This is a genomic window from Bradyrhizobium sp. MOS001 (assembly GCF_004634465.1).
GTDB lineage: Bacteria > Pseudomonadota > Alphaproteobacteria > Rhizobiales > Xanthobacteraceae > Bradyrhizobium > Bradyrhizobium barranii.
Window position 1 is genome coordinate 105,995 of record NZ_SPVJ01000006.1, and the last position, 24,821, is coordinate 130,815.

Annotated in this window: 16 protein-coding genes and 1 pseudogene; 11 read left to right on the forward strand and 6 right to left on the reverse strand. The window is 64.6% G+C overall.

What is annotated here, in order from left to right; translation table 11 throughout:
- Window positions 1-11 precede the first annotated feature (11 nt).
- From pimC to CT676_RS11550, 6 genes and pseudogenes are all read left to right on the forward strand, one after another.
- Window positions 12-1,202, forward strand: a complete 1,191-nt coding sequence (gene pimC / locus CT676_RS11525; protein WP_085403564.1) for a pimeloyl-CoA dehydrogenase large subunit — start codon at window positions 12-14, stop codon at window positions 1,200-1,202.
- Window positions 1,203-1,365: 163 nt separating this feature from the next.
- Window positions 1,366-2,508 (forward strand): pimeloyl-CoA dehydrogenase small subunit, encoded by a 1,143-nt coding sequence (gene pimD / locus CT676_RS11530; protein WP_085403565.1) that lies wholly within the window; start codon window positions 1,366-1,368, stop codon window positions 2,506-2,508.
- Window positions 2,509-2,663: 155 nt separating this feature from the next.
- Window positions 2,664-3,442, forward strand: a pseudogene (locus tag CT676_RS11535) (SDR family oxidoreductase).
- A gap of 264 nt (window positions 3,443-3,706) precedes the next feature.
- Window positions 3,707-5,212, forward strand: a complete 1,506-nt coding sequence (glpK, locus tag CT676_RS11540) for a glycerol kinase GlpK (RefSeq protein WP_085403566.1) — start codon at window positions 3,707-3,709, stop codon at window positions 5,210-5,212.
- 122 nt (window positions 5,213-5,334) lie between these two features.
- A complete protein-coding gene (locus CT676_RS11545) occupies window positions 5,335-7,782 on the forward strand; it encodes a penicillin acylase family protein (RefSeq protein ID WP_135214683.1) in 2,448 nt (815 codons plus the stop codon).
- 194 nt (window positions 7,783-7,976) lie between these two features.
- Window positions 7,977-8,570 (forward strand): GNAT family N-acetyltransferase, encoded by a 594-nt coding sequence (locus tag CT676_RS11550; RefSeq protein ID WP_135214684.1) that lies wholly within the window; start codon window positions 7,977-7,979, stop codon window positions 8,568-8,570.
- Window positions 8,571-8,587: 17 nt separating this feature from the next.
- On the opposite strand, the gene CT676_RS11555 is transcribed toward CT676_RS11550, so the two are convergent.
- The gene (locus CT676_RS11555; RefSeq protein WP_161495885.1) at window positions 8,588-9,742 is read right to left on the reverse strand and encodes a BBP7 family outer membrane beta-barrel protein; all 1,155 of its coding nucleotides are present in this window, start codon (window positions 9,740-9,742) and stop codon (window positions 8,588-8,590) included.
- Window positions 9,743-9,937: 195 nt separating this feature from the next.
- Between CT676_RS11555 and CT676_RS11560 the strand changes: the two genes are divergently transcribed.
- Entirely contained in the window at window positions 9,938-10,567 is a 630-nt protein-coding gene (locus CT676_RS11560; RefSeq protein WP_135214685.1) for a glutathione S-transferase family protein, read from the forward strand.
- 12 nt (window positions 10,568-10,579) lie between these two features.
- Here the strand turns inward: CT676_RS11560 and CT676_RS11565 are convergent, their stop codons facing one another.
- The 3 genes from CT676_RS11565 to metF all read right to left on the reverse strand — a co-directional run bounded on the left by CT676_RS11565 (window position 10,580) and on the right by metF (window position 16,862).
- A complete protein-coding gene (locus tag CT676_RS11565; protein WP_071916715.1) occupies window positions 10,580-11,368 on the reverse strand; it encodes a hypothetical protein in 789 nt (262 codons plus the stop codon).
- Between the two features lie 697 nt (window positions 11,369-12,065).
- On the reverse strand, window positions 12,066-15,914 hold the full coding sequence (gene metH / locus CT676_RS11575; RefSeq protein WP_135214687.1) for a methionine synthase: 3,849 nt from the start codon (window positions 15,912-15,914) through the stop codon (window positions 12,066-12,068).
- A 6-nt stretch (window positions 15,915-15,920) separates the two neighbouring features.
- Window positions 15,921-16,862 (reverse strand): methylenetetrahydrofolate reductase [NAD(P)H], encoded by a 942-nt coding sequence (gene metF / locus CT676_RS11580; protein WP_085401895.1) that lies wholly within the window; start codon window positions 16,860-16,862, stop codon window positions 15,921-15,923.
- A gap of 399 nt (window positions 16,863-17,261) precedes the next feature.
- Between metF and CT676_RS11585 the strand changes: the two genes are divergently transcribed.
- Entirely contained in the window at window positions 17,262-18,275 is a 1,014-nt protein-coding gene (locus CT676_RS11585) for an LLM class flavin-dependent oxidoreductase (RefSeq protein WP_085401894.1), read from the forward strand.
- Window positions 18,276-18,397: 122 nt separating this feature from the next.
- Here the strand turns inward: CT676_RS11585 and CT676_RS11590 are convergent, their stop codons facing one another.
- Together CT676_RS11590 and CT676_RS11595 are read right to left on the reverse strand one after the other, a co-directional pair.
- A complete protein-coding gene (locus CT676_RS11590) occupies window positions 18,398-19,258 on the reverse strand; it encodes a prephenate dehydratase (RefSeq protein ID WP_014498246.1) in 861 nt (286 codons plus the stop codon).
- 21 nt (window positions 19,259-19,279) lie between these two features.
- Window positions 19,280-20,020 carry a 3-deoxy-manno-octulosonate cytidylyltransferase gene (locus CT676_RS11595; RefSeq protein ID WP_014498245.1) on the reverse strand — a complete coding sequence of 247 codons (741 nt, stop codon included), beginning with the start codon at window positions 20,018-20,020 and terminating at the stop codon, window positions 19,280-19,282.
- Window positions 20,021-20,239: 219 nt separating this feature from the next.
- Between CT676_RS11595 and CT676_RS11600 the strand changes: the two genes are divergently transcribed.
- From CT676_RS11600 to CT676_RS11610, 3 genes are all read left to right on the forward strand, one after another.
- Complete coding sequence (locus tag CT676_RS11600; RefSeq protein WP_071916710.1) at window positions 20,240-20,794, forward strand: cytochrome c family protein; 555 nt, start codon at window positions 20,240-20,242, stop codon at window positions 20,792-20,794.
- A gap of 212 nt (window positions 20,795-21,006) precedes the next feature.
- Window positions 21,007-22,908 carry an extracellular solute-binding protein gene (locus tag CT676_RS11605; RefSeq protein WP_085401893.1) on the forward strand — a complete coding sequence of 634 codons (1,902 nt, stop codon included), beginning with the start codon at window positions 21,007-21,009 and terminating at the stop codon, window positions 22,906-22,908.
- Window positions 22,909-22,922: 14 nt separating this feature from the next.
- A complete protein-coding gene (locus tag CT676_RS11610; RefSeq protein WP_135214688.1) occupies window positions 22,923-24,821 on the forward strand; it encodes an extracellular solute-binding protein in 1,899 nt (632 codons plus the stop codon).

The window sequence follows — 24,821 nt, forward strand, 5'->3', positions numbered from 1 at the left end:
AGGAGGATCCGATGGATCTCGCATTCACTAGGGAAGAGCAGGCGTTTCGCGAGGAAGTGCGATCATTCTTCCGCGACAACGTACCGCCGGATACGCGGCGCAAGCTGGTCGAGGGCCGCCACCTCTCGAAGGACGAGATGGTGACGTGGTGGCGCATCCTCAACAAGAAGGGCTGGGGCGTCAGCCACTGGCCGAAGCAGTATGGTGGCACCGGCTGGACCTCCGTGCAGCACTACATCTTCAACGAGGAGCTGCAGTCCTATCCGGCGCCGCAGCCGCTCGCCTTCGGCGTCAGCATGGTCGGCCCCGTGATCTACACCTTCGGCAACGAAGAGCAGAAGAAGCAGTATCTGCCGCGCATCGCCAATGTCGACGACTGGTGGTGCCAAGGCTTCTCCGAGCCCGGCTCCGGCTCCGACCTTGCCTCGCTCAAGACCAAGGCCGAGCGCAAGGGCGACAAGTGGATCATCAACGGCCAGAAGACCTGGACCACGCTCGCCCAGCACGCCGACATGATATTCTGCCTCTGCCGCACCGACCCCTCCGCCAAGAAGCAGATGGGCATCTCCTTCATCGTCTTCAGCATGAAGTCGAAGGGCGTCACCGTGCGTCCGATCCAGACCATCGACGGCGGCGTCGAGGTCAACGAGGTGTTCTTCGACGACGTCGAGGTGCCCATCGAGAACCTGATCGGCGAAGAGAACAAGGGCTGGGATTACGCCAAATTCCTGCTCGGCAATGAGCGTACCGGCATCGCCCGGGTCGGCGTGTCCAAGGAGCGGCTGCGCCGCATCCGCGACTTGGCCTCCAAGGTCGAATCCGGCGGCAAGCCGATCATCCAGGACGCCGCCTTCCGCGAGAAGCTGGCGGCCTGCGAGATCGAGCTGAAGGCGCTCGAGCTGACGCAACTGCGCGTCGTCGCCGACGAGGGCAAGCACGGCAAGGGCAAGCCCAATCCGGCGTCCTCGGTGCTGAAGATCAAGGGCTCCGAGATCCAGCAGACCACCACCGAGCTCTTGATGGAAGTGATCGGTCCGTTCGCAGCACCCTACGACGTGCACGGCGACGACGGCTCGAACGAAGCCATGGAGTGGACCGCCCAGATCGCGCCGAGCTACTTCAACAACCGCAAGGTCTCGATCTACGGCGGCTCCAACGAGATCCAGCGCAACATCATCGCCAAGGCGGTGCTGGGGCTGTGAGTCAACAATGACGGTGTCGTCCCCCGCGAAGGCGGGGGACCCAGTACGCCGCGGCGGTCGCGAGTACGGCAGGCGGCTGCGTTTACTGGATCCCCGCCTTCGCGGGGATGACGTCTGAGGGTAAGGCGACGGCAGGGCAATTCCCGCCGATTTGGAGAGAAACATGGATTTTGATCTGAACGAGGAGCAGCGGCTTCTCAAGGACAGCATCGACGGCCTGCTGACCGATTCCTACGATTTCGAGAGCCGCAAGAAGTACATGAAGGAGAAGGGCGGCTGGAGCCAGGCCGTCTGGGGCAAGCTCGCCGAGCAGGGCCTGCTTGGCCTGCCCTTCGCGGAGGCCGATGGCGGCTTCGGCGGCGGCGGTGTCGAGACCATGATCGTGATGGAAGCGCTCGGCAAGGCGCTGGTGCTCGAGCCTTATCTGGCCACCGTCGTGATCGGCGGTGGCTTCCTGCGCCACGCCGGCTCCGATGCGCAGAAGGCCGCGCACGTGTCCGGGATCATCGACGGCAGCAAGACGCTGGCGTTCGCCCAGCTCGAGAAGAACTCGCGCTACGATCTCTTCGACGTCTCGACGACGGCGAAGAAGAAGGGCGACGGCTGGGTGATCGACGGCGAGAAGTTCGTCGTTCTGAACGGCGAGAACGCCGAGACCCTGATCGTCACCGCCCGCACCAAGGGCGACCGCCGCGACAAGACCGGCATCGGCGTGTTCCTGGTGCCGGCGGGCGCCAAGGGCGTGACGAAGAAGTCGTACCCGACGCAGGACGGCCTGCATGCCGCCGACATCACCTTCACCGGTGTTGAAGTGGGCGCGGACGCCGCGATCGGCAATCCCGACGACTCGCTCGCGCTGATCGAGCGCGTCGTCGACGAAGCCCGCATCGCGCTCTGCGCCGAGGCCGTCGGCCTGATGGACGAGTCGCTCAAGACCACGGTCGAGTACATCAAGACGCGCAAGCAGTTTGGCGTTGCGATCGGCTCGTTCCAGTCGTTGCAGCACCGCGCCTCCGACATGTTCGTCGCCGCCGAGCAGGCGCGATCGATGTCGATGTTCGCGACCATGGCCGGGGATTTCGAGGACGCCAAGGAGCGTTCCAACGCCATCGCCGCCGCCAAGGTGCAGATCGGCAAGTCGCTGAAGTTCGTGGGACAGCAGGCGATCCAGCTCCACGGCGGCATCGGCATGACCATGGAGGCGAAGATCGGCCACTACTTCAAGCGCCTCACCATGATCGAGAACAGCTTTGGTGATACCGACTACCACCAGCGCCGCGTCGCGGATGGGAGCGGGTTGATCTAGTCACCGTATCGCGAGGCGGTAGCCGCACAGAGATCGTCATGCCCGGGCTTGTCCCGGGCATCCACGTCTTGGCGGCAAGGGAAGAACGTGGATGGCCGGGACAAGCCCGGCCATGACGGCGAGTTTGACGATGCAAAGAAGAGGGAGCCACTAAAATGAAAAACACCCCGTTCGATCTCACCGGCAAGGTCGCATCGCAATCGTCACCGGCTCCAGCCGCGGCATCGGCCGCTCCTCGGCGGAGCTGCTCGCAAAGCTCGGCGCCAAGGTCGTGGTGTCATCACGGAAAGCGGACGCCTGCAAGGAAGTCGCCGACGGCATCATCGCGGCCGGTGGCGATGCCATCGTCATTCCCTGCAACATCGCGCGCAAGGCCGAGGTCGAGGCGCTGATCTCGGGCACGATCAAGCACTACGGCAAGATCGACATCCTCGTCTGCAACGCCGCCGTGAACCCGTATTACGGTCCGCTGCTCGACATCACCGACGAGGCCTTCGACAAGATCATGGGCAGCAACGTCAAGAGCAACATCTGGCTCTCCGCGCTGGCGATCCCGCAAATGGCCGAGCGCGGCAACGGCTCCGTCGTCATCATCTCCTCGATCGGGGGCCTGCGCGGCTCGACCGTGATCGGCGCCTACGGCATCTCCAAGGCCGCCGATTTCGCGCTGTGCCGCTCGCTCGCCGGCGAATGGGGCCCGAAAGGCGTCCGCGTCAACTGCATCGCGCCCGGCCTCGTCAAGACCGATTTCGCCCGCGCGCTGTGGGAAGACGAAGCCAACCTCAAGCGCCGCACTGCCACCACGCCGCTCCGCCGCATCGGCGAGCCCGACGAGATCGCCGGCGCCGTCGCCTACCTCGCCTCCGACGCCTCAAGCTTCATGACCGGCCAGACCATCGTCATCGACGGCGGCGTGACGACGGCGGCGGTGTAGCCTTCTTCCCCTCTCCCCTTGCGGGAGAGGGTGGCTCGCCGCGTAGCGGCGAGACGGGTGAGGGGTTTCTCTCCATGTGCAACCCTCTTACCGCTGAATTCGCTAAAGCATACCCCTCATCCGGCGCTTCGCGCCACCTTCTCCCGCAAGGGGAGAAGGAAGGGGAGCCGCGCGCGTTGATCCAATCTTGACCTTGCCGCCCTAATCCGCTCCCTTTGGCGCGACACAATGACCCCCTCTCAGGGAAACGCCAAGGTAGCTTCCATGTCTTTCGTCCTCGCCATCGACCAGGGCACCACCTCGTCGCGCGCCATCGTTTTTCGCAGTGACATCTCGATTGCCGCCCGCGCGCAGCAGGAGTTTCCGCAGCATTTTCCGGCCTCGGGCTGGGTCGAGCACGAGCCGGAGGACATCTGGACCTCGACCGTGATGGTCTGCCGCGACGCGATCGAGCAGGCCGGCATCGGGCCCAAGGGCATCGCCGCGATCGGCATCACCAATCAGCGCGAGACCACCGTGGTGTGGGACCGCGCCACCGGCCAGGCCGTGCACCGCGCCATCGTCTGGCAGGACCGCCGCACCGCCGACATCTGCGCAAAATTGAAAGCAGAAGGCCGCGAGCCCGTGATCTCGCAAAAGACCGGCCTGATCATCGATCCCTATTTCTCTGGCACCAAGGTCGCCTGGATCCTGGACCACGTCCCCGGCGCACGGGCGCGTGCCGCGCGCGGCGAGCTGATGTTCGGCACCGTCGACTGCTATCTGCTCTGGCGCCTCACCGGCGGCAAGGTGCACGCCACCGACGCCACCAACGCCTCGCGCACGCTGCTGTTCAACATCCACACCGGCCAGTGGGACGACGAGCTCTTGGAGATCATCGGCGTGCCGCGCTCGATGCTGCCCGAGGTGAAGGATTCCTCCGCCCGCTTCGGCGAGAGCACGCCGGACCTGTTCGGCGGCGCGATCGCGATCTCAGGCATCGCGGGTGACCAGCAGGCCGCGACCATCGGCCAAGCCTGCTTCCGCCCGGGCATGATGAAGTCGACCTACGGCACCGGCTGTTTTGCCCTGCTCAACACCGGCACCACGCCGGTCGTCTCCAAGAACAAGCTGCTCACAACCGTCGCCTATCAGCTCGACGGCAAGCGCACCTACGCGCTCGAAGGCTCGATCTTCGTCGCAGGCTCGGCGGTGCAGTGGCTGCGCGACGGCCTCGGCATCATCAAGCACGCCGCCGAGACCGGCCCGCTCGCTGATCAGTCCGATTCCATGCAGAGCGTCTATCTGGTCCCGGCCTTCGTCGGCATGGGGGCGCCCTACTGGAATCCGCGCGTGCGCGGCGCGCTGTTCGGCCTCACCCGCAACACCGGCCCGGCCGAGCTCGCGCACGCCGCGCTGGAGAGCGTGTGTTACCAGACCTTCGACCTCTGGGCCGCGATGCGCGCGGACTGGCCGAGCTCGGAAGTCGCGAGCGTCGTGCTGCGCGTCGACGGCGGCATGACCGCCTCCGACTGGACCATGCAGCGCCTCGCCGATCTCTTGGACGCACCAGTCGATCGCCCCGTGATCCAGGAAACGACCGCGTTGGGCGCGGCCTATCTCGCCGGCCTCCAGGCCGGCGTCTATCCCGAGCCGACGAAGTTCGCCGACAATTGGCGCCTCGAGCATCGCTTCAAGCCGAACATGAGCCAGGCGACGCGGGAGCGGAAGCTCGCGGGCTGGGCGCGCGCGGTGAAGGGCGTGCTCGCGAGCGACGAAGGAGAGGGATAGGCGGATGTCGTAGCCCGGATGGAGCGAAGCGCAATCCGGGGTTTTCTCCGCGAGTAAGATTCCCGGATTACGCTTCGCTCCATCCGGGCTACGGGCTAAAATAACAACAACGGGAGACGACAATGAACACGGATCTCAACCGGGTCATCCAAAAACTCTGCGGCGCGGCCATCTGCGCCGCGCTGCTGACCTCGACAGCCATCGCGCGCGAGAAGGCGAACCCGCTCGGAAGCGCGCGGCAGCTCAAGACCGACGTCGCAGGCCTCGACGCCCCCGCCCAGATCCTGGTCGACGTCTGGGGCATCCCGCACATCTATGCCGGCAACGAGCACGACCTGTTCTTCCTGCAGGGTTTCAACGCCGCGCGCGACCGGCTCTGGCAGATCGATCTCTGGCGCAAGCGCGGGCTCGGCCTGCTCGCAAAGGATTTCGGCTCGGCCTATGCCGAGCAGGACAAGGCGCTGCGGCTGTTCCTCTATCGCGGCGACATGAATGCAGAGTGGGTGGCCTACGGCCCCAAGGCGAAGACCTATGCGGACGCGTTCGTCGCAGGCGTCAATGCCTATGTCGCCGATGTGCGCGCGGGCAAGCGTCCGCTGCCGATCGAGTTCAGGATCGCCGGCACGATGCCTGATCCGTGGACGGCGGACGACGTCGTCCGCATCCGCAGCCACGGCCTGACGCGCAATGTCGCCTCCGAGGTCAAACGCTCGCTGGTCGCCTGCGCGGCCGGCCTCGATGCCGATCGTTTCCGCGTCAAGCTCGAGCCGGCATGGACCACGAAAGTCCCCGATGGTCTCGACCCCTGCAGCGTGCCGAAGGCCGTGCTCGCGGCCTACGATCTCGCGACGCGCCCGGTGGCCTTTGCCGCACCGAAGGACAAGCAGGCCGCACTCGCGCATGATCCCGACAAATACCTCACCGAGGCCGACCAGCAGCGCGACACCATCGGCTCCAACAATTGGGTGATCGCGGCCTCGCGCACGGCGACGGGCCGCCCGATCCTCGCCAACGATCCGCATCGCGAGCACAGCGTGCCCTCGCTGCGCTACATCGTCGGCCTCAATGCGCCCGGCCTCTCGGTGATCGGCGCCGGCGAGCCGGCGCTGCCCGGCATCTCGATCGGCCACAACGGCACCATCGCCTTCGGCCTCACCATCTTCAACGTCGACCAGGAAGACCTCTACGTCTACGAGCTCAATCCGCAAAACCCCAACCAGTACCGCTATGGCAATGGCTGGGAAGACATGCGCGTCGTCCACGAGACCGAGCAGGTCAAAGGCGAGGCCGATCGCGACCTCGAGCTGAAGTTCACCCGGCACGGTCCCGTCATCTTCGTCGACGATGCGAACAAGCGCGCCTTCGCCGTGCGCTCGATCTGGTTCGAGCCCGGCACGTCAGCCTATTTCGGCTCGTCCGACTACATGACCGCGAAGGACTGGAACGGCTTCCTCGCCGCCATGCGGCGCTGGGGCGCGCCGTCGGAGAACCAGGTCTATGCCGACACCCGCGGCAATATCGGCTGGGTCGCCGCCGGCAAGACGCCGCGGCGCGCCAACTTCGACGGCCTGATGCCGGTGCCCGGCGACGGCCGCTATGAGTGGCAGGGCTTTCTCTCGCTCGACGAATTGCCGAAAGCCTATCAGCCCAAGCAGGGCTTTCTCGCCACCGCCAACCAGATGAACCTGCCGGCCGATTACCCGATAGCCGAACGCAAGGTCGGATTCGAATGGTCCGACAGCGCGCGCTGGCAACGCATCACCGAGGTGCTCGCGGCCAACAGCAAGGTGACGCTCGCCGACGCCATGGATTTGCAGAACGACGACACCGCGATGCTGGGGCGACGCCTCGTCAAGCTGTTGCAGCCGCTCACCTCCGACGATCCCAATGTGAAGAAGGGTCTCGAGCTGCTCAAGCCATGGGACGCGCGCGATGCCGCCGACAGCGCGGCGGCGGCCGTGTTCGAGGTCTGGATCGCCAATCATCTTGGGCCGGTGCTGCTGAAAACCACGGCTCCCAAGGCCGCCGATCTGATCGCGCCGGAGGCGTCGAGCATTTCGGCGCTGGTCGCCTATCTGGAATCTCCCGATGCGTCGTTCGGCTCCGATCCCGCTGCCGCGCGCGACCAGATCCTGCGCGACAGCCTCGGCGCCGCAGTGGCCGACGTCACGGGCAAGCTCGGGGCTGATGCCTCGACCTGGCGCTGGGGCCGGCTGCATGTCGCGAAATTCGACCATGCGCTGATGCCGCTCGCCGACAAGGCGACCGCCGCACAGCTCTCGGTCGGCCCGCTCGCCTATGGCGGCGCCGCCAATGTGCCGCGCGCGGCCACCTACCGCCGCGCCGATTACCAGCTGTTCGCCGGCGCATCGTTCCGCATGGTGCTCGACGTCGGTAATTGGGATGCGAGCCGCACCATCAACACGCCCGGCCAATCCGGCGATCCCTTCAGCGCCCATTACCGCGACCTCGCGCCGCTCTGGGCGACGGGCCAATATGTCCCGCTGCTCTACAGCCGCCCGGCCGTCGAAGCCGCGACCGCGGAAGCGATCATCTTGACGCCGCGATGAGCGACTTGTTGGCTGGAGAGTGCGGAAGAGCGCGGCCTGCATGGTTCGAGACGCCCGCTTAGGCGGGCTCCTCACCATGAGGGTCTGATATCTCGCCGCGAAACGCGGCCTCATCCTGAGGGCCCGCCATAGGCGGGCGTCTCGAAGGATGGGGCCGCAAGCGAGCTGTTCGCCATGTCTTTCCGAGAGGCCCCATGATCATCCCCGACGGCTATTCCGACATCCCCGCTGGCAAGATCGCCGCGGTCGTCACCCATCTGGAGATGACCGCGCCTCCCGCGCGCCGCGACGATCCTCCAGGCCGCTGGTCCTTGCGCAAGGTCGACGCGCCCGCGCTTCATTGGTATCGCGACCTCCATCGCCGTGTCGGCGAGGAGTGCCTGTGGTTCTCGCGTGCGCGCCTGAATGACAGGGAGCTTGCCGCGATCGTCCACGCGCCGGGCGTCGAGGTCTATGCCCTGGTCGTGGACGGCCGCGACGAAGGCCTGCTGGAGCTGGATTTTCGCGAGGCCGGTCAGTGCGAGCTGGTCTATTTCGGCGTCACCGCCGGATTGATCGGGACGGGCGCCGCTCGCTTCCTGATGAACCGTGCGCTGGAGACTGCCTGGTCGCGCGAGCTACGCCGCGTCTGGGTGCACACCTGCACCTTTGATCATCCGTCCGCCGTTACGTTCTATCAGCGCTCGGGATTTCGTGCGTTCCGTCGCCAGATCGAGGTGGCCGATGATCCGCGCCTCGATGGAACGGCATCGCCGACGGCGGCGAGGCATGTGCCGATCATTGAGTAATGCCGGGCTACGCGCCCTCAATAATTATACCGCACGCCAAAGCTGAACCCCTGCGCAAGCAGGTTCGTCGTGTTGAGCACCGGCGCGGGCCGGTTCGGCCCGCCGCCGGCCGGCGGTGGCGCGAGGTTCGGATTGACGGTGGTGTCGATCAGCCCGCCGGCGCGCTGTACGCCGGTCCAGTACATCACGTCGTAGCCGGCGATCAGCCGCCAGCCGGGCGCAACCTGATATCCCGCCTTCAACGACAGCTCCGGCACCACGGCGAAGCGGGTTTGGTCGTAATGGCCTATATTGCTCGACAGCGCGAGGAAGCCGCCGGGGGCCGTCGTGGTGACGCCGGCCACGGTCGAGGCGGTCGAGCCCGAAATGTCGGCACTGTTGAGATTGGCGCCGAGCGCCACCTTGCCGCGCCACTCCAGCGACCACGGGCCATTGCGCCAGTCGCCGGTAAGGCCGAGATCGAGGCCGTGGAAATTGCTCGACGCCTTGAAATTGTCGGTGGGGCTGAAGGTGCCGAAGGCAAGAATGGTCGCGGTATTGGAGATCGTCAGCGTGTCGGTCGACCGCAGATAGCGATAGCCAACCAGCGCGCTGACGCGCTGTCCGCTCCACGCGCCGAGATCCCAGCGATAGAGCGCGCCGGCGCCGAGCAGGCGCGAGGTTTCGCTCGCGCTGGCGCTGCCGGTGGCCAGCCCCGGAAATCCCGCGATCAGCGCGTCGGGAAATCCCGTCAGCGCATTGGTGAATGGCCGTGCCAGGATCGGATTGGCATTGGTGTCGGTCGCAAATCCGGTCGAGAGATTCTCCAGCCCGAAGAACGAGGCTTCAATGCCGCGGCTGCGCTGCGGATCGAACCAGTAGCCGGCGGTGATGCGCCCGCCCGAACGCCAGTCGTTGTTCACACTGGAATTGCCGAACAGCACGGTCGTCGTGGGCTGGCCGAGCACGCCGACAACTCCCAGCGGCGTGCCGACCGGGCTCGTGGTCACCAGCGCCGGCAGCTTGTCGCCCGTCACGCTCCAGGCAAGGTAGTCGGCCTCGGCCCAGAACGGATTGAAGTCGGCAGGTTTGGGCGGCGCCTTCATCGGCAGATCGGCTGCTGACGTGACGTCGGGCACGATCGCCGTAAGAGCCAGGCCGACCGCTGCCGCTCTCAATGCCCGCCGATTCATTTGGCTTCCCTCTGGGTCCGCGGAATGAACCATGCGACAATTTGTTCGGCAAGCTGGAGTTGAGGCGGTGCCGAGACGAAAATGTGTAGCTGTTGCCGTTGGGCACCGCTCGCTGGCTGTGTCGTTCGATAATAGCCTTGTGAAGAAGGTGAATGGCCGGCTTCGAGCCCCGGCACTGACTAGTGAGCGAGAACCATGTTCCTGATTGGCCAATACGATTCTCCCTTCGTCCGCCGTGTCGCGATCGCGCTGCGGCTCTACGGCCTCGCCTTTGAGCACCGGCCATGGTCCACCTTCGGCGACGCCGACAAGATCGCGCCGTATAATCCGCTGCGCCGCGTGCCGACCCTGGTGCTCGACGACGGCGAGGCGCTGATCGAGAGCACGATCATTCTCGATTATCTCGATGAGCTCGTCGGGCCGGAGAAGGCGATGCTGCCGCGCGGCGGCGCCGAGCGACGAAAGCATTTGCGCATCGGCGCACTCGCCACCGGTCTCGGCGACAAGGCGGTGAGCCTGCTCTATGAGCGCGTGCTGCGGAAGGAGCAGCTTGCGTTGTGGGTCGAGCGCTGCCAGGCGCAGATCGCCGACGTGCTCGGCGTGCTGGAGGCCGAACGCGCCGGGGTGACGACGCCGTATTGGCTGGCCGGCCGGATCGGCCACGCCGACATTGCGGTTGCCTGCGTCGTGCGCTTCACCCGTGAAGCGCATCCGCTTCTGTTCGAGCCATCGCGCTATCCGGCGCTGTCGGCACATGCCGAACGCTGCGAGGCGCTGGCACCGTTCAAGGAGATCGTGCAGCCGCTGACCCCGCCGAAGGGGTGAAAGCGCGGCGTCCTATCGCCTGTTGCAGGGCTTGATCTCACCCGCCGCGGACTTCAGGACGATCGGATTTGGCGACAGTCTTATGCCAAAGAACAATTGAGAGCCGGACACCTTGTCGTCCGATCCCTGGTGGGCGTCCAGCTCGAGCTTCGCTGCGATCTCGGATGTCAGCTTGGCCCGCTCCTCCATCGAAATCGTGTTGTGATATTTGATCTCGTAGACGACGTCGGCCTCCAGTACGGACCGCGTCTGGCAGACGACTCCGCCGCTCGAAAGGTTCAGGGCGATCGCGTCCTCGCATTCGGCCTTCAGCAATGCATTGCGGGTCGATATCAGCGACTCGTCGGAAATCAGGAGAATGTTGGCGTTCTCGAGCTTGAGGTGAATTGAATCAACCTGCTGCATTCCGGCGACCGCCGACAGCTTGTCCCTGACCTGCGCGGACACGTCGAGATTCTTCTCGAGCGACTGCTTCAGGTCCCGATCCACGGTCGGTGATTTCCGGATCTTGTCGGCCAGCAGCGCGGGGTCGATATCGCAGGTCGGATGCAGCTCCAGCCGGCCATTGCTCAGATATTCGATCGTGTTGATGGTGCCGGGACCGCCGAACGTGCTCGGCGGGACCACCTCGAAATATCCGGTCTCGGAGAGGATGGCCGTGATCGTCTGTTTCTTTCGCGGGAACCCGACCCAGGCTGCAACCATCACCAGGCCGATCGCGACAAAGACGAGGCTACCAAGCCAAAGCCATTTGCGACTTGCTACTTTCGCGGGCAGCACAACTGGTTTCGTTCGCCGCATGGCACGTAGCCTTTCGGACAGTCAGCCGCGGCAATCGTAGGCAGCACGACAAGGGCGATCGCGGCGACGAACAGTGCAATGAACTGGTTCATATGCTCGATCCCAAGCAAACCATCGGTTTGAAGGTAGTAGACCGACAGAGTATCGAATCAAGGTTGAGCGGACAAGTGAACGAGTTCACACCGCCCGGTTCCTGCGCGAAATTGCCGGTGAGCCGAATTCCGGACCGCGGCTCGTCCTGGTGGTGTGTCAGAAAGGAGCAGGCCGCTCTTTGCGTCGCGCACTGCCGGTTGTTGCGAGGCGCAGGCGCCGTCCAGGGAGATCGTGCAGCCGCCGGCGCCGCCGAAGGAGCGAGGTCTCTACCCTCCCCTGGAGGGGGAGGGTCGTTCGCGCGAAGCGCGAGCGGGGTGGGGAGACCTCTCAACACGGGTAGTGTTCAACGCGGAGAGACCGTCACGCCACCTCGGTCCGCATTCCGCTTCGCTGCATGCGAACCGATTCTCGCCCTCCAGGGGAGGATGGGGACCGCACGTGTGGCAACCATCGGCATGGCAGGCGATGATGGAATATTACCGGTGTTTTGCCCGACGGAGCAAGTCGTTTCGGTAAGACCGAAATTCCTCAACCCTTTCAACCCCACCTCTACTGTGCATGGGGTTGTTTTTCACTTTTTTCGTCTTGGGAAGCGAAGGCGGGCCTACCCCGCCCCCGCGCGCTTCTTCTGCCAAACGAGATGCACCGCGCAGGTGCAGCCGGGCGGATGCGAGGCGAGGTCCTTCGACGTCTCATCGTTCGCGGGCGTTGCCACGAAGGCCTTGTCGGTCTGCTGCGACGGGATGTAGTTCAAGACCGGCGCGAGCCAGCGCTCGGTTTCCGCCACCGTCATTCCCTTGCGTGCGGCATAGTCCTCGACCTGGTCACGCTCGATCTTGCCGACGCCGAAATAATAGCTCTCGGGGTTCGCGAAATAGAGCCCGGACACGGAAGAGCCCGGCCACATCGCAAAGCTCTCGGTCAGCTTCACGCCGGCAGTCGCTTCCGCGTCGAGCAGCTCGAACAGCGTCGCCTTCTCGGTGTGATCGGGTTGCGCGGGATAGCCCGGCGCTGGACGGATGCCCTGGTACTTTTCGAGGATCAGATCGTCGCAGGAGAGTGCTTCGTCCGGCGCGTAGGCCCAGAACTCGCGGCGCGCGCGGGCGTGCATGCGTTCCGCAAAGGCCTCGGCGAGGCGGTCGGCCAGCGCCTTGCACAGGATCGAGGAGTAGTCGTCATTGGCCATCTTGAAGCGGTCGGCGACCACGTCCTCGCCGATGCCGGCTGTGACGACGAAGCCGCCGACATAATCGGGGACGCCGGCGGGCGCGACGAAGTCGGCGAGCGCGGCGTTGAACCGGCCCTCGCGCTTCTCGAGCTGCTGGCGCAGCGTGTGCAGCGTCGCGATCTGCTTGGTCCGGCTTTCGTCGGCATAGAGCACGATGTCGTCGCCTTGCGCATTCGCCGGCCAGAAGCCGACGGTGGCGCGCGCCCTGAACCACTTTTCCTTGACGATCAGATCGAGCATCTTGCGCGCGTCGTCGTAGAGCGAGCGTGCGACTTCGCCGACCTTGGAATCGTCAAGGATGGCGGGGAAGCGGCCGGCAAGCTCCCAGGTCTGGAAGAACGGCGTCCAGTCGATATAGGGCACGAGCTCGGCGAGATCGTATTCGTCAAAGCTGCGGATGCCCAAGAAGGTCGGCTTCACCGGCTTGTTCTTGGCAAAGTCGACCGGCACGCGGTTGGCGCGCGCGGCCGCGAGCTTCAGGCGCTTCTTGTCCGCCTGCGCGCGCAGATGCGCGTCCGAGATTTTTGCGTATTCGGCACGCACCTCGGCGGCGTAAGCCTCGCGCTTCTCCGGCGAGAGCAGCGAGGAGGCAACGCCGACGGCGCGGCTGGCGTCATTCACATGCACGACGGGACCGGCGCGATAGCTCGGGTCGATCTTGACGGCCGTGTGCACACGGCTCGTGGTGGCGCCGCCGATCAGCAGCGGCAGCTTCAAACCTTCGCGCTGCAATTCGCCGGCGAAGAACGCCATCTCGTCGAGTGAGGGCGTGATCAGGCCTGATAGCCCGACGATGTCGGCCTTCTCCGCCTTCACGGTCTCGACGATTTTTGCGGCCGGCACCATCACGCCGAGGTCGATGACCTCGAAATTGTTGCACTGGAGCACGATGCCGACGATGTTCTTGCCGATGTCGTGGACGTCGCCCTTGACGGTCGCGAGCACGATCTTGCCGGCGGACGAGGAGCCTTCGGTGCCGATGCCGTTGGCGAGGTTGCGCGCCTTCTCTTCCTCCATGAACGGCATCAGCCACGCCACCGCCTGCTTCATCACGCGCGCGGACTTCACCACCTGCGGCAGGAACATCTTGCCGTCGCCGAAGAGGTCGCCGACCACGTTCATGCCGGCCATCAAGGGGCCCTCGATCACGTCGAGCGGACGCTTGGATGCCTTGCGGGCCTCCTCAGTGTCCACTTCGATGAACTCGGTGATCCCATGCACCAGCGAATGCGACAGCCGCTTCGCCACCGGCCATTCGCGCCAGGCGAGGTCGGCTTCTTTGGTCTGGGTCTTGTTGCCGCGGAATTTCTCCGCGAGCGCCAGCAGGCGCTCGGACGCACCGGGGTCGCGATTGAGGATGACGTCCTCGCATACCTGGCGCAGCTCGGCATCGATGTCGTCATACACGATCATCTGCCCGGCATTGACGATGCCCATGTCCATGCCCGCCTTGATGGCGTGATACAGGAACACCGAGTGCATCGCCTCGCGCACCGGCTCGTTGCCGCGGAACGAGAACGACAGATTGGAGACGCCGCCGGAAATATGCGCGTGCGGCAGGTTCTGGCGGATCCAGCGCGTCGCCTCGATGAAGTCGACGCCGTAATTGTTGTGCTCCTCGATGCCGGTCGCGATCGCAAAGATGTTCGGATCGAAGATGATGTCCTCAGGCGGGAAGCCGACGCGGTCCACCAGGATGTCGTAGGCGCGCTTGCAGATCTCGGTCTTGCGCGCGAACGTATCGGCCTGGCCGACTTCGTCGAACGCCATCACCACCACGGCTGCGCCGTGGCGCCGGGCGATCTTCGCCTCGTGAATGAACTTCTCCTCGCCTTCCTTCATCGAGATCGAGTTGACGACCGGCTTGCCCTGCACGCATTTCAGGCCGGCTTCGATCACCGAGAATTTCGAGGAATCGACCATCACGGGGACCCGGGCGATGTCGGGCTCGGCGGCGACGAGGTTGAGGAAGGTCACCATCGCGGCTTCCGAATCCAGAAGCCCTTCGTCCATGTTGACGTCGATGATCTGCGCGCCGTCCTCGACCTGGTCGCGGGCGACCTGCAGCGCGGCGGTGTAGTCGCCGGCGGTGATCAGCTTGCGGAAGCGAGCGGAGCCGGTGACGTTGGTGCGCTCGCCGACGTTCACGAACGGGATGGCGTCCGTCAGGATGAATGGCTCGAGACCGGAGAGGCGCAGCCGCGGTTCGATTTCCGGCACGATGCGCGGCTTGTGCGGGGCGACGGCCGCCGCAATCGCCGCGATATGGTCCGGCGTGGTGCCGCAGCAGCCGCCGACGATGTTGATGAGGCCGTCGCGCGCGAATTCGCCGACCAGGCGCGCCATGTACTCCGGGGTCTCGTCGTACTGGCCGAATTCGTTGGGCAGGCCGGCGTTCGGATAGGCGCACACCAGCGTGTCGGCGACGCGGCCGATGTCGGCGATGTGGGCGCGCAGATCTTCCGCGCCGAGCGCGCAGTTGAAGCCGATGGTGACGGGCTTTGCGTGTCGCACCGAATTCCAGAATGCCTCCGGCATCTGGCCCGACAGCAGGCGGCCGGATTTGTCGGTGATGGTGCCCGACACCATCACGGGCACGTCGATGCCGCGCTCTTCGGTGATTTCGGCGATCGCATACAGCGCCGCCTTGGCGTTCAGCGTGTCGAAGATGGTCTCGACCAGCAGCAGATCGACACCGCCGTCGAGCATGCCGTTGATCTGCTCGCCATAGGATTTGCGCAAATCGTCGAACGTGACGGCCCGGTAGCCGGGGTTGGAAACGTCGGGCGAGATCGAGGCGGTGCGGTTGGTCGGGCCGATGGCACCCGCAACGAAGCGGGGCTTGCCGTCCTCGGCCTCGACGCGCCTTGCGGCGTTGCCGGCGAGGCGGGCGCCTTCGCGCGCCATCTCGTAGACGATGTCGGTGAGATCGTAATCCGCCTGCGCGATCGAGGTCGTCGAGAAGGTGTTGGTCGCGACGATGTCGGCGCCGGCACGCAAATAGGCGGCGTGGATGTCCTCGATCGCCTGCGGCTGGGTCAAGATCAACAGATCGTTGTTGCCGCGCAGGTCGCGATGAAAATTCTTGAAGCGCTCGCCGCGGAAGGCGGCCTCGTCGAACTGGAGGTTCTGGATCATCGTGCCCATGGCGCCGTCGAGCACGAGGATGCGCTCGCGCGCGGCATTGAGCAGGGCAGTTCGCTTGGGAGAAACGGGAGTGGTCATTTTATCTTAAGCCGCCTTCTGCGCGCTCTTGGCGCGGATGCCGAGCAAATGGCTGATCGCGAACACGAGATCGGCGCGGTTCATGGTGTAGAAATGAAAGGTGTCGACGCCGCGCTTCGCCAGCTTCTGCACCTGGCCGGCGGCAACCGTCGCGGCCACCAGCTTGCGGGTCTCGGCGTCGTCGTCGAGGCCGTCGAATTTCTCCGCCAGCCAATCCGGCACGGAGGTGCCGGCGCGGGTGACGAAATTGCGGGCCTGCTTGAAATTGTGCATGGGCATGATGCCGGGCACGATCGGGATGTCGATGCCTCGGGCACGGACGCGGTCGAGATAGCGGAAGTAGAGGTCGTTATCGAAGAACACCTGCGTGATCGCGCGCGTCGCACCCGCATCGACCTTGGCCTTCAGGGTGTCGATGTCGGCGTCGAAGTCGCGCGCTTCAGGGTGCTTCTCGGGATAGGCGGACACGGAGACTTCGATGTCGCCGTGCCGCTTCTTGATGCCCGCAACGAGGTCGGCGGAACTCTGGTAGCCGTCGGGATGGCTGGAATAGGGCGCGCCGATGCCGCCGGCGGGATCGCCGCGCAGGCCGACGATGTGGCGGACGCCGACCTCGTGATAGCGGTCGACGATCTCGTCGATCTCCCCGCGCGAGGCGCCGACGCAGGTCAAATGTGCGGCCGGCAGCAGCGCGGTTTCCCTGAGGATGCGGGTGATGGTCGAATGGGTGCGCTCGCGGGTCGAGCCGCCGGCCCCGTAGGTCACGGAGACGAATTTCGGGTCGAGCGGGGCGAGCCGGTTGATGGTCTCCCAGAGATTGCGCTCCATCTCTTCCGTCTTGGGCGGAAAGAACTCGAAGGAGATTGCAGGCCGCTTCGAGGAGAGGTGCCCGTTTTGGAGGTGCCCGTCTTGCCCTTCGGCTCGGGCAGGTGTCGTCAGATCAGTCATGGCACCACTCACTCCAAGGGCTCGTCCGGTTTTTGGCGGCCGGCAGTCAGGTCTCGATTGGATGTGGGCAAGATAAGCCAAAGCGGTCGCACTCGACAGCCCATCGGGGATGGGAAGTGGCCCACTTTCACCGGTACCGGTGGAAATATTGAACGGAAGAGGGTGTGAGTGGGAAGTGCGTAGGTGTAATAAAATGTTATATAAATCAACAAATTGCAACAGTTTTGGCGACGGGCAGGAGCAAATATGGGGTGTGGGCAGTGTGAAGATGGTGTTGCCGCGACAAATCTTGTCCCATCGCCTCAACTGGCGCTGCCGTGCGGGTTCGCGGCCCGCACACGCCAGACCTGCGCAGTCTGCCCATTGCCGCCGCGCCGGCCTTCACTACCTTAGCGCGCCATGATCCCGCTCTCAGTCCTCGACCTCTCCGTCGTCACCACAAGTACAAAACCCGCCGCGGCGCTGCGCAACAGCATCGATCTGGCGCGCCATGTCGATGGGCTTGGCTATGTCCGCTACTGGCTCGCCGAGCATCACAACCTCGCCTCGGTGGCGAGCCCGGCGCCCGACGTGATGATCGGGCAGATCGCAGCGGTGACGAAGCACATCCGCGTCGGCTCTGGCGGGGTGATGCTGCCCAACCACGCCCCGCTCGTGGTGGCCGAGCGCTTCAAGATGCTGGAGGCGCTGTTTCCCGGCCGCATCGATCTCGGTCTCGGCCGCGCCCCCGGTACCGATGGCGCCACGGCCTACGCCCTGCGCAGCCGTCTCGACCGCCGCGAGGGCGACGACTTCCTGGAGCGGCTGCACGAACTGATTCTGTGGGAGACCCGCGAATTTCCCGCAGGGCACCCCTACAACAACGTGGTCGCGATGCCCGACGACACCAAGCTGCCGCCGATCTGGCTGCTCGGCTCCAGCGATTATTCCTCGGAGCTCGCCGCGCAGGTCGGCATGGGCTTCGCCTTCGCCCATCATTTCGCATCCCATGACGCGATCGATGCGATGGTGCATTACCGCAACCGTTTCCAGCCCTCGGCCTGGAGCGCGAGCCCGCGCGCGATCCTCGCGGTCGCCGTCATCGCGGCCGACACGGATGAGGAGGCCGAAAAGCTCGCCACCTCGTTCGATCTCAACCGCCTGCGCCGCGACCGCGGGCAATATCTGCCGCTGCCGAGTGTCGAGGAGGCGCTGGCCTATCCCTATACGGACGCCGAGCGCATTTCGATCTCGCGCAACCGTTCACGCCTCTTCGTCGGCAATCCGGCGACGGTGCAGAAGAAGCTGCAGCCGTTGATCGATGCGAGCAAACCGGACGAGTTGATGGTGATTACGGCCGTGTACGACCACGACGCACGGAAGAAGTCGTATTCGCTGCTGGCGGAGGCGTTCGGGCTGAGAGCGGCCGCGTAAAGCTCTCGTGTCCCGGACGCGGCGCAGCGCGAAGCGGTGCGCTGCAGAGCCGGGGCCCATCGCGCTCCGGGTATCGTGGCCCCAGGGTCCCGGCTCGCGCTCCGCGCGTCCGGGACACTCAATCAATCCTGTTGCGTTTCGCTGAACGTCGCGCGGAAGGGGTGCCCCGGATACACGCCGACGATGCGGAATTCGCGCGAGAAGAATTTCAGCTCCTCGATCGCGAACGCCAGGCCCTTGTCTTCAGGGTGGCCGTCGACGTCGGCATAAAACTGCGTGGCGAAGAAATTGCCGTCGACCATGTAGCTTTCGAGCTTGGTCATGTTGACGCCGTTGGTGGCGAAGCCACCGAGCGCCTTGTAGAGCGCGGCGGGCAAGTTGCGCACGCGAAATACAAAAGTCGTGACCAGCGGCCCCGAGCCCTGCGCCGCCCATTTCGGCTCGCGCGCCAGCACCACGAAGCGCGTGGTGTTGTGCGCCTCGTCCTCGATGTCCTCGGCCAGGATGTCGAGGCCGTAGATCTTTGCCGCAAGCCGCGAGGCGATCGCGGCGACGGCCTTGTCGTTGCGCTCGGAGATATCGCGGGCGCTGCCGGCGGTGTCGGCGTGCACGATCGGCTTGATTCCGAGTTTGCGGATGATGCGCCGGCACTGGCCGAGCGCATGCACGTGGCTCTCGACGCTCTTGATGTCCTCAAGCTTCGTCCCCTTCACCGCCATCAGCTGATGGCGGACCGGCAGAAACCATTCGCCGATGATGAAGAGGCCGGAGGCCGGCAGCAGATGATGGATGTCGGCGACGCGGCCTGCGACCGAATTCTCGATCGGGATCATGCCGAGGTCGGCCTCGCCCGACGAGATCGCCGACAGCGCGTCCTCGAAGGTGGCGCAGGGCATCGGCTCGGCGTCGGGATAGGCCTCGACGATGGCGATGTGGGAGTTGGCCCCAGGCTCGCCCTGGAATGCGATTTTCAGCTTGCTCATGATCGGCCTTGTAACAGCGGCTCAGGATTTGGAAAGGATGCTGCGGGCGGTCTCCAGGTCCGCCGGCGTGTCGACCCCGCGGGGCACGGTGTCGACGATGGTGAAGTCGATCCGCATCCCGGCTTCCAGCGCCCGGAGCTGCTCGAGCTTCTCCTGCAATTCCAGCGGGGATGGCGGCAGCGAGACGTAGCGCTCCAACGCGGCGCGGCGATAGGCGTAGAGGCCGATATGGTGGTAGCGCGGTCCGTCGCCGGTCGGCGCGGTCGCGCGAGTGAAATAAAGTGCGCGCATGCGTTTCCCGCCCAGCGAGGTTCCGATCGCCTTTACGACGCTCGGCGCGAGGTCCTCCTCCTCGGTATGGATCTGCGAGGCCAGCGTCGCGATGTCCACGGCCGGATCTTGCAGCGGCGGCAGCACCTCGCGGATGTTGTCGATCGTGATGGTCGGGAAATCGCCCTGGAGATTGACCACGATCTCGGCCTTGCCTGAGGGATCGAGCTTCTGCATCGCCTCGTGGATGCGGTCCGAGCCAGAGGGGTGCTCCGGGCGGGTCATCACGGCTTCGCCGCCATGGGCGGTGACCACGGAGGCGATCTCGTCCGTATCGGTTGCGACCGCGACCCGGCCGATGCCGGCGGCCTCTGCCCGCCGCATCACATGCACGATCATCGGCAGGCCCGCGATGTCTGCGAGCGGCTTGCCGGGCAGGCGGGTGGCGGCCATGCGGGCCGGGATCAGCACCAGGATGCGGGGATCGATCATCGGGTCAAGGGCCTGGAAACGAGAGGTTTTCCGCGTCGAGAAATGGGGTGGGGACGGGCTGAAAGCCGGGTCGCTTATACGGGTTGCCAGACCCCGGGCAAACCGATATCTCAATGGCAAAACTCGGGGAAACAACAAGGAACGTTTGATTCTCCCGAGGCTCGTCCTGGCGGCCGCTCGGCCGCTATTTCCTTACTGTGGTGTGGGGCCTGGCCGGAAATGGACTCTTTCGAACTGAACAAGATCCTCGGTGCCGTGCTTGGCACCTGTCTCATTCTGCTTGTGACGAGCTTTGCCGCCCAGGCGCTGTTCACACCGAAGCCGCTGGCGAAGCCTGGTTTCGAGATCGCCGTGAAGGAAGATGCTGGCCACGGCAAGGAAGGTGGCGCCGCTGCTGCGCCCTCCGAGCCGATCGAAAAGCTGCTCCAGACCGCTTCCGTCGAAAAGGGCGCTTCGGCTGCCAAGAAGTGCGGCGCCTGCCACACCTTCGAGAAGGGCGGCCCGAATCGCGTCGGTCCGAACCTCTATGGCGTCGTCGGCGAAGCCAGGGGCGAGGGCCGCAACGGCTTCAACTTCTCGGCCGCCATGAAGGCCAAGGGCGGCACCTGGTCGTTCGACGACCTCAACAAGTTCATTGCAAACCCGAAGGGCTTCATCCCGGGCACCGCGATGGGCTTTGCCGGCATCCCGAAGGACTCCGAGCGCGCCGACGTCATCGCCTATCTGAATTCGCTGTCAGAGCATCCTCAGCCGATCCCGACGGCGTCGAAGTAAGGCCGTCAAAAGCCAATCTTGAATGTGCGGCCAGGCTGAAAAGCCTGGCCGTTTGCTTATCCGGGCCTCGCGGTGAGTTTATCGGGGCGTTTGGCCGCATCCGACAGGCCGCCGGGGCTTCCAACATGAGGAAAAAGCAACATATTCCGTCGAAACCTCGCCTATATTGAGCACTTAAAGGGGTAACCTCCTTCAAGATCAGGAATGTTGATTTGGCCATTACCCGACGCGATCTCCTGCTCACCGGCACTGCTGCCGTAGCGCTCCCCGCCCTCGGTTCCGTAGGGGGCCTTCCCGTCATCGGCACGGCCGCGGCGCAATCCGCCAGTGAGGCGCCCTGGCGCCACGCGCTGTCGCTGTTCGGACAGGTCAAATATCCCGCCGACTTCAAGCGCTTCGATTACGTCAATCCGGAAGCGCCCAAAGGCGGTGTCGCGCGCCAGATCGCCGTCGGCACTTTCGATAATTTCAATATCGTAGTGGCGGGAGTGAAGGGGCAGGTCGCCGGTGCCGTCGCGTTCATCTACGAATCCCTCACGACGCCGTCGCTCGACGAAGTCTCGACCGAATACGGCGCGCTGGCCGAGGCCGTCAGCCACCCGGCCGACTTTTCCTTCGTCACCTATCGTTTGCGGCCGCAGGCCAAATGGCATGACGGCAAGCCGGTCACTGCGGACGACGTGATCTTCTCGCTGGATGCCTTCAAGAAGCATCACCCGATGTACTCGGCCTATTACAGCCATGTGGTGAAGGCCGAGAAGGTCGGTGAGCGCGAGGTGAAGTTCGTGTTCGACGCACCGGGCAACCGCGAGCTGCCGCAGATCGTCGGGCAGCTCACGGTTTTGCCGAAGCATTGGTGGGAGGGGACCGACGCGCAGGGCCGCAAGCGCGATGTCTCCGCGACCACGCTCGAAATACCGCTCGGTTCCGGCCCCTACATGGTCAAGGAATTCGTGGCGGGACGGTCGATCGCGCTGGAGCGCGTCAAGGATTATTGGGGGCGCGATTTCGCCACCAATGTGGGCCGCAACAATTTCGACGAGATGCGCTACGAGTATTTCCGCGATGCCACCGTGGCGATCGAGGCTTTCAAGGCCGATCAGGTGGACTGGCGCACCGAGAACAGTGCGAAGAACTGGGCGACAGCCTACGACTTCCCGGCCGTGACCGAAAAGCGGGTGATCCTCGAGGAGTTCGCCAATCGCAGCTCGGGTGTGATGCAGGCTTTCGTGCCGAACCTGCGCCGCGCCAAATTCAAAGATCCGCGCGTGCGTCGTGCGCTCAACTATGCGTTCGACTTCGAGGAGATGAACAAGCAGATCTTCTACGGTCAATACAAGCGCGTCAGCAGCTATTTCGATGGCATCGACGAGCTCATGGCGACCGGGTTGCCGCAAGGGAAAGAGCTCGAGATCCTCGAGACCGTCCGCGCCGAGGTCCCGCCGGAAGTGTTCACGACGGCCTACACCAATCCGGTCGGCGGCAGTCCGGAAGCCGTGCGCGACAATCTTCGCGAGGCGCTGCGCCTGTTCAAGGAGGCCGGTTACGAGGTGCGCGACCGCAAGCTGGTCGACGTCAAGACCGGTGCGCAGTTCACCCTGGAGCTGCTGAACCAGGATCCGAGCTTCGAGCGGGTCACGCTGTTCTACAAGCCGTCTCTGGAACGGCTCGGCATCGCGGTCAGCGTGCGCACGGTCGACCCGACTCAATACGAGAACAGGACGCGGGACTGGGATTTCGACGTCGTCACCAACTCATGGGGCGAGTCGCAGTCGCCGGGCAACGAGCAGCGCGAGTTCTGGTCGTCCAAGACGGCCGACATCGCTGGTTCGCGCAATATTGCCGGCATCAAGAATCCGGCGGTCGACAAGCTGATCGAGCGGCTGATCTACGCCACGGGCCGCGACGATCTCGTCGCGGCAACCAAAGCGCTCGACCGCGTGCTGCTGTGGAATAACTACGTCGTTCCGCAATGGACCTATTCGAAGATCCGCACCGCGCGCTGGGATCGCTTCGGCCGGCCGGCGGAATTGCCCAAATACGGTCAGTCCGGCTTCCCGTTCATCTGGTGGTACGACGCAGACAAGGCGGCACGGATCGCAAAGAAGTCGTGAAGGACATCCCCCGCATGACGCAGATGTCACGCCGCCATGTGCTGGTCTTGGGTGTCGGCGGCACTCTCAGTGCGTCCCTCGGCGCGCTGATGTTGCCCGGCGCACGCGCATCGGAGGCGGGGATCGAGGCGCACGGCATCTCGGCGTTCGGCGATCTCAAATATTCCGCCGACTTCCACCATTTCGACTATGTCAATCTCGATGCGCCGAAGGGCGGCACGTTCTCGCTCATTCCATCAACGAAAGGCTACAACCAGTCGTTCCAGACCTTCAATTCGCTCAATGCCTTCATTCTGAAGGGCGAGGGCGCGCAGGGCATGGATCTGACCTTCGTCACGCTGATGGCGCATGCCGGCGACGAGCCCGACGCGATGTATGGCTTCGCCGCGAAATCAGTGCAGCTCTCGGCTGACAAGCTCGCCTATCGGTTCACGATGCGGCCCGAGGCACGGTTTCACGATGGCTCGAAACTGACCGCGCATGACGTCGCGTTCTCGATCAATGTGCTGAAGGAGAAGGGGCATCCGCTGATCCAGATCCAGATGCGCGACGTCAAGGGCGCCGAAGCACTGGACGACGCCACCGTGGTCGTGACCTTCGCCGAGAAGCGGGCACGTGACGTGCCGCTCTATGTCGCGGGTTTGCCGATCTTCTCGAAGGCCTACTACGCCAACCGGTCGTTCGAAGAAACCACGACCGAGACGCCGCTGGGCTCCGGTCCCTACAAGGTGGGCAAGTTCGAGATCAATCGATTCATCGAGTTCGAACGTGTCAAGGACTGGTGGGGCGCGGACCTGCCGGTCTGCCGCGGCAGCAACAATTTCGACGTGATCCGCTACGAATTCTATCGCGACCGCGACGTCGCCTTTGAAGGCTTTACCGGCAAGAATTATTTGTATCGCGAGGAGTTCACCTCGCGCATCTGGGCCACGCGTTACGACTTCCCGGCGATCAGGGACGGCCGCGTCAAGCGCGAGCAGGTGCCGGATCAGACTCCGTCGGGCGGCCAGGGCTGGTTCATCAACACGCGGCGGGACAAGTTTAAGAACCCGAAGGTGCGCGAAGCGCTGAACTGCGCGTTCGACTTCGAATGGACCAACAAGACCATCATGTACGGCGCCTATGCGCGCACGCGCTCGCCGTTCCAGAATTCGGACCTCGTCGCGGAGGGCCTGCCGTCGCCCGAGGAGTTGAAGCTGCTCGAGCCCTTCCGCGGCCAGGTGCCCGACGACGTGTTCGGTGAGCCGTTCGTGCCGCCGGTGTCGGACGGCTCCGGCCAGGATCGTGCGCTCTTGCGCAGGGCCCAGCAATTGCTCCAGGAGGCACAGTTTCCGGTCAAGGATGGCAAACGGCTGCTGCCGAATGGCGAAGTCTTCGCCGTCGAATTCCTGACAGACGAGGCCTCGTTCCAGCCGCACCATGCCTCGTTCCTCAAGAATCTCGGCGTGCTTGGTATCGAGGCCAATCTGCGTCTCATCGACGCCGTGCAATATCGTGCGCGGCTCGAGTCCTTCGATTTCGACTTTGCAATACAGCGCCTCACGATGTCGGCGACGCCCGGCGATAGCTTGCGGACGTACTTCACCTCGCAAGCTGCGGCGACCAAGGGGTCTTACAACTATGCCGGCGCCGGCAGTCCTGCGCTCGACGCGCTGGTCGAGAAGGCCATGGCGGCGGAAACACGCAATGAGCTGACGATCGCGTGCCGCGCGATCGATCGTGTCTTCCGCGCCGGCCGCTACTGGGTGCCGCAATGGTACAATACCAGCCACCGGCTGGCTTATTGGGACCAGTTCAGCCATCCCGCGAACCTGCCGCGTTACGCGATCTCCGACTATGCAAGCGGCGTCGGTGAGCGGACCTTGTGGTGGTATGACCGCGCCAAGGCGGCCAAGCTCGAGCAGGCGAAATAA